This is a genomic window from Oscillatoria sp. HE19RPO (assembly GCF_024220515.1).
Classification (GTDB): domain Bacteria; phylum Cyanobacteriota; class Cyanobacteriia; order Cyanobacteriales; family Laspinemataceae; genus Laspinema.
The window spans coordinates 1-3,774 of the sequence record NZ_JAMXOT010000409.1 but is presented as its reverse complement, the minus strand read 5'-3'; the positions used below and the strand labels follow the sequence as shown (position 1 = coordinate 3,774).

Here is a 3,774-nt window from a genome sequence, read left to right as displayed (position 1 = left end):
AAATGCTCATAAGTTATTCCTACAAGCCTCGGTGTTAAATCTGGGTGTTCTTCAATATATTTTAGAATGACACTCATGGCAGTAAAAAAATACAAGTCGCTCTTATTATAGCATAGTCTGTAATTTTTGGAGATGTCTAATAGCTAAAGGCATTAAAGAATTAAAAAGTGAATCAGACCCTACTTTTAATCAACAAAGAATTCGTCGAAAAGGAGGAAGAAGAAAAACTAGCGAGTCTCTCCTACCTGGGTTGAATGAAACTTTTTTAGAAGTCTTAAAAGTTTATACAGCAGGCAGCCCAATGGATGAAAAAATCAAATGGACTAATCTCACGCAAAAAGAAATAGTTGAAGGACTGAAAATTTATGGCATAACAGTCAGCACAACGGTTGTTCAAAAATTATTAAAAAAGCACGGATATGTAAAACGTAAAGCTCAAAAAAAACAAATAACCGGAATAACAAAGAATCGTGACGAACAATTTAAAAATATTGCCAAAATCACTGAAGAGTATGAGTTACAGGGAAATCCTATCATTAGTATGGACACCAAAAAAAAAGGAATTTATTGGAAATTTATATCGCCCAGGAACTCTTTATACTACCGAAACTGTTACCACATTTGACCATGATTTTTTCAGTTTAGCTGATGGCAAAATAGTGCCTCATGGAATTTATGATGTGCAAAATAACCGAGGATATCTAACTCTAGGTATTAGTAAAAATACGAGCGAATTTGCTTGTGAAGCGATTAAATTATGGTGGATAAATTACGGAATTTTTCTCTACCCTCAAGCCCATTCAATTTTAATTAAATGTGATGGAGACGGTAGTAATAATTCTAATTATTATATCTTTAAATCAGATTTGCAAAAATTAGTTAATGAGCTAAATATAGAAATTAGAATAGCACATTACCCTGGGCGCATCTAGGAGTTGGGGGAGGAGGTAGAAGGCTCAAAACAACTCCCGTCTGAAAACAAGTCATCAAAGCGACTATTTACCCAAGCCAGACGTAAATGTAAAAGGTGATTAAATCCCTCACTACTCCACCGCATACCGACCCCCTTAAAGCGCTGTTGTATCAACCATTTACAAGCACTCTCGACCATGCCAGAGCCTCTGGGTATTCCTTGTTCTTCAAAGGCTTGATAAGTAATGTGTTCAACGTGCGCCTTAAAATAATCATGTACTCGTCGGATGCTCTGGCGTTGACCGACTTTTAAAGAGAGAGAATTAGCCTGAGTATTTAGCTCATTCACTACTCCAATTGAATTGCCATGCCTCAATTCATGCCGCCAATGTTTAAACCATTCCTTGGCATCGCGAGTCCGGCCATCTTTATATGCAGCCGCCGCTGACCATAAATGTCCCGCCGCATGATAGAAATCTAAAACCCCTACTACGTTTAACGGCTCTAAAAATTGCTCATATAAATTCCAGAATCCTACGGCTCCGTCAGATAGCCAGACTACCTTAGAGGCATCCTGAAGTCCGGAGCGGAGGGCTTCTGCCATCAGTCGGGGAGCTAGGTCATGAATATTTCCTAGAACCCCGACTAGACGACGGTTATGTAGCCTGGTTGCGGGTTTACCCTCGCGGGTAACATACGCTCCTAATCTCGCGATTATCCCAACTTTTACTTCTCTCCATTGCGTGGCTCCAGACGGACTTTTTTCCTGGGGTCTAAAAGGCACCATCACCCCATCACCCGCTATAGCTAAAGCCATTGACTGTAACTCATCCGATAGTTGTTCAGGACTGGGGCTTTCTCCTTGGGAAAAAGCCGTGAGTTCTTCCGCTCGTTGGGACGTTGCCAGCCGTCCCTTGAGCTTCACCCAATTGGCTATTGTTTGAGCACAAACTTTAATGCCAGTTAATTGTAAAAGTAAATGAGAAGTAATTTCAAAGGGAACAAAAATTACTAATAAACACCCCAGTTTAATCACTTCATCCGAGGTTTTTTGGTCGGGTCTTATTAAGAGTAATTCGTCAAGAGGCACTAATAGACTACCATGACTCTTGTGCGGGCAACGTCCCACTCGGCGAGACCACTTCACTCGTCCCACAAGAGTTAGCATTGAACGTTGTTGAAAACCCTTACTATTCAAACGAGTCCCACAATGTGGACAAGAAGGCCATTGGGTCGGTAAGAAGGCCCTTCTAGTCAACTCCATCTCTACCACTCGCCTTGCCAATTCTAATCCAATCCCCCATGCTACCCACACTATGGCCACTAGACTCGATGCTGTTTCTAGTTTTGAACAGTGGCTCGGACAGTTGAGGTGTTCAGCTATCAATCCTTCCAGGCGTGTTATCATATTATAAGTTTAAATTTTTAGTGAGCCGGGAATGTGTGCAAGCACATTCCCTCTTTTTATTCTACTCCTTCCTCGACGTCTCCCCATCCAAAACCTGTGAAGGCCCCTCCCCTAACTGCTGGATGCGCCCCATTACCCTCCCTATGCGTCTAAATACAATCCAATTGAGCATCGCTTATTTCCTCATGTAACGAGAGCTTGTCAAGGAGTCATTTTTACCAGCATTGAGTTAGTCAAAGAACTCATGGAAAAACCCACACAAAAACTGGACTTTCTGTGGTAGTAAATGTAATCGATAAAGTTTATAAAACTGGGCGAAAAGTAGCCGAAGGATTTAAGGAGACTATGAAAATTATTTTTGATGAATATTTGCCCAAATGGAATTACCGTGCTGTTCCGGCAATTGAGTAGATAGTGAAGTTATTAAATTTTCATTCCTAAGACGCTTTCAACATAAGCAATCAAGTCACTTTTGCGGGTATAGCGCGAGTATCCGGTGATTTCGCGATCGCGGCAAAACTGCTTAATCGCTGGGACGGTCATCGCCTCTAACTCAGGGCGAGAGTAGGTGCTCATTTTTATCATCTCTCCAACGAAAAGTGATATAGACAGAGGAAAGGACAGGTCGCGTAAATGCACCCTGATAACGGACAGCATCTCGCTGCCTGTCCTTTAGTGTTGTTTCTTGTATGACATTCTGGCATGAGACCTTGACTTATGTCAATCTGTCACGCCAAAATGTTATGTCAATAAGTCATAATGAAAAAAGAACAAAATGCTGAAAGACAGGAAGGTGGTTCCCTATTGGAGGCACTACGACTTGACCGAACCCAGTTAACTCAAGAACAACTATGCAGGCGATGCGGTATTCCCCTGAGAACTTATGCTCGTTGGGTGTCAGGTGAAACGCAGGCGCGTCCAACAATTGCCCAGGTAAAGGCCCTATGCCGAGAACTGGGATTGACTATCAACGAGTTACCCGATGACTTTGGACCGATGATGCGATCGCACTCCCAGGATGAAATCGAATAAAAACAGACCCCCGTCAAAATCACCGGCGGGGGAAATTTGAACCGGATCAAAATTATGTGGACTAAAAAACACGCGGCCTATAGCTTGCAACAGAAACTTCCCCCAGCCGCTCAATACCTGTGGCAATGGCTGGAAGAAACCAAGACCCTGGATAAACCCGTTGAACCAGACCTCAGAGACTTCAACAAATGGGTAGCAAGGCATAGAGGAAAAGGCTACTGCCGTCAGACCGTGAAAGATGCCTTTACCAAATTGTCAGAATGTGGAATCGTCAGGGGGCTAAAAAATTTTGGGCATTGGGCCATTCACCGAGTCATCGTCCGAGCGATCGACTCCCTGATACCGCCCAAACCCAAACCGAAAAAAAACTTGCGCTCAGAGAATTCAATTTGCGATTCAGACCCCTCAAACCCGCAATCAGT

General features: G+C 42.8%; 7 protein-coding genes and 1 pseudogene. 6 read left to right on the top strand and 2 right to left on the bottom strand.

Annotated elements, in window-relative coordinates:
* Positions 1–301 precede the first annotated feature (301 nt).
* Both NG833_RS28165 and NG833_RS28160 read left to right on the top strand, forming a co-directional pair.
* Positions 302–625 (top strand): hypothetical protein, encoded by a 324-nt coding sequence (locus NG833_RS28165; RefSeq protein WP_254568581.1) that lies wholly within the window; start codon positions 302–304, stop codon positions 623–625.
* The gene (locus NG833_RS28160; RefSeq protein ID WP_254568579.1) at positions 513–932 is read left to right on the top strand and encodes a hypothetical protein; all 420 of its coding nucleotides are present in this window, start codon (positions 513–515) and stop codon (positions 930–932) included. The genes NG833_RS28165 and NG833_RS28160 overlap by 113 nt, the downstream gene beginning before the upstream one ends.
* Here NG833_RS28160 and NG833_RS28155 read toward each other — a convergent pair.
* The gene (locus tag NG833_RS28155) at positions 929–2,320 is read right to left on the bottom strand and encodes an ISKra4 family transposase (protein ID WP_254568578.1); all 1,392 of its coding nucleotides are present in this window, start codon (positions 2,318–2,320) and stop codon (positions 929–931) included. The two genes, NG833_RS28160 and NG833_RS28155, sit on opposite strands and share 4 nt — an antisense overlap.
* Positions 2,321–2,435: 115 nt before the next feature.
* On the opposite strand from NG833_RS28155, the gene NG833_RS28150 reads away from it, so the two are divergent.
* On the top strand, positions 2,436–2,603 hold the full coding sequence (locus NG833_RS28150) for a hypothetical protein (protein ID WP_309143890.1): 168 nt from the start codon (positions 2,436–2,438) through the stop codon (positions 2,601–2,603).
* Positions 2,589–2,731: pseudogene (locus tag NG833_RS28145) on the top strand (ISAzo13 family transposase); the annotation flags it as partial. The gene NG833_RS28150 and the pseudogene NG833_RS28145, both read left to right, overlap by 15 nt.
* 12 nt (positions 2,732–2,743) lie before the next feature.
* On the opposite strand, the gene NG833_RS28140 reads toward NG833_RS28145, so the two are convergent.
* Entirely contained in the window at positions 2,744–2,896 is a 153-nt protein-coding gene (locus tag NG833_RS28140) for a Rho termination factor N-terminal domain-containing protein (RefSeq protein WP_254568576.1), read from the bottom strand.
* A 183-nt stretch (positions 2,897–3,079) separates the two neighbouring features.
* On the opposite strand from NG833_RS28140, the gene NG833_RS28135 reads away from it, so the two are divergent.
* Positions 3,080–3,352, top strand: a complete 273-nt coding sequence (locus NG833_RS28135; protein ID WP_254568575.1) for a helix-turn-helix domain-containing protein — start codon at positions 3,080–3,082, stop codon at positions 3,350–3,352.
* Positions 3,353–3,406: 54 nt separating this feature from the next.
* Positions 3,407–3,774: hypothetical protein (locus NG833_RS28130; RefSeq protein ID WP_375293974.1), on the top strand; the 368-nt coding region annotated here is incomplete at its 3' end.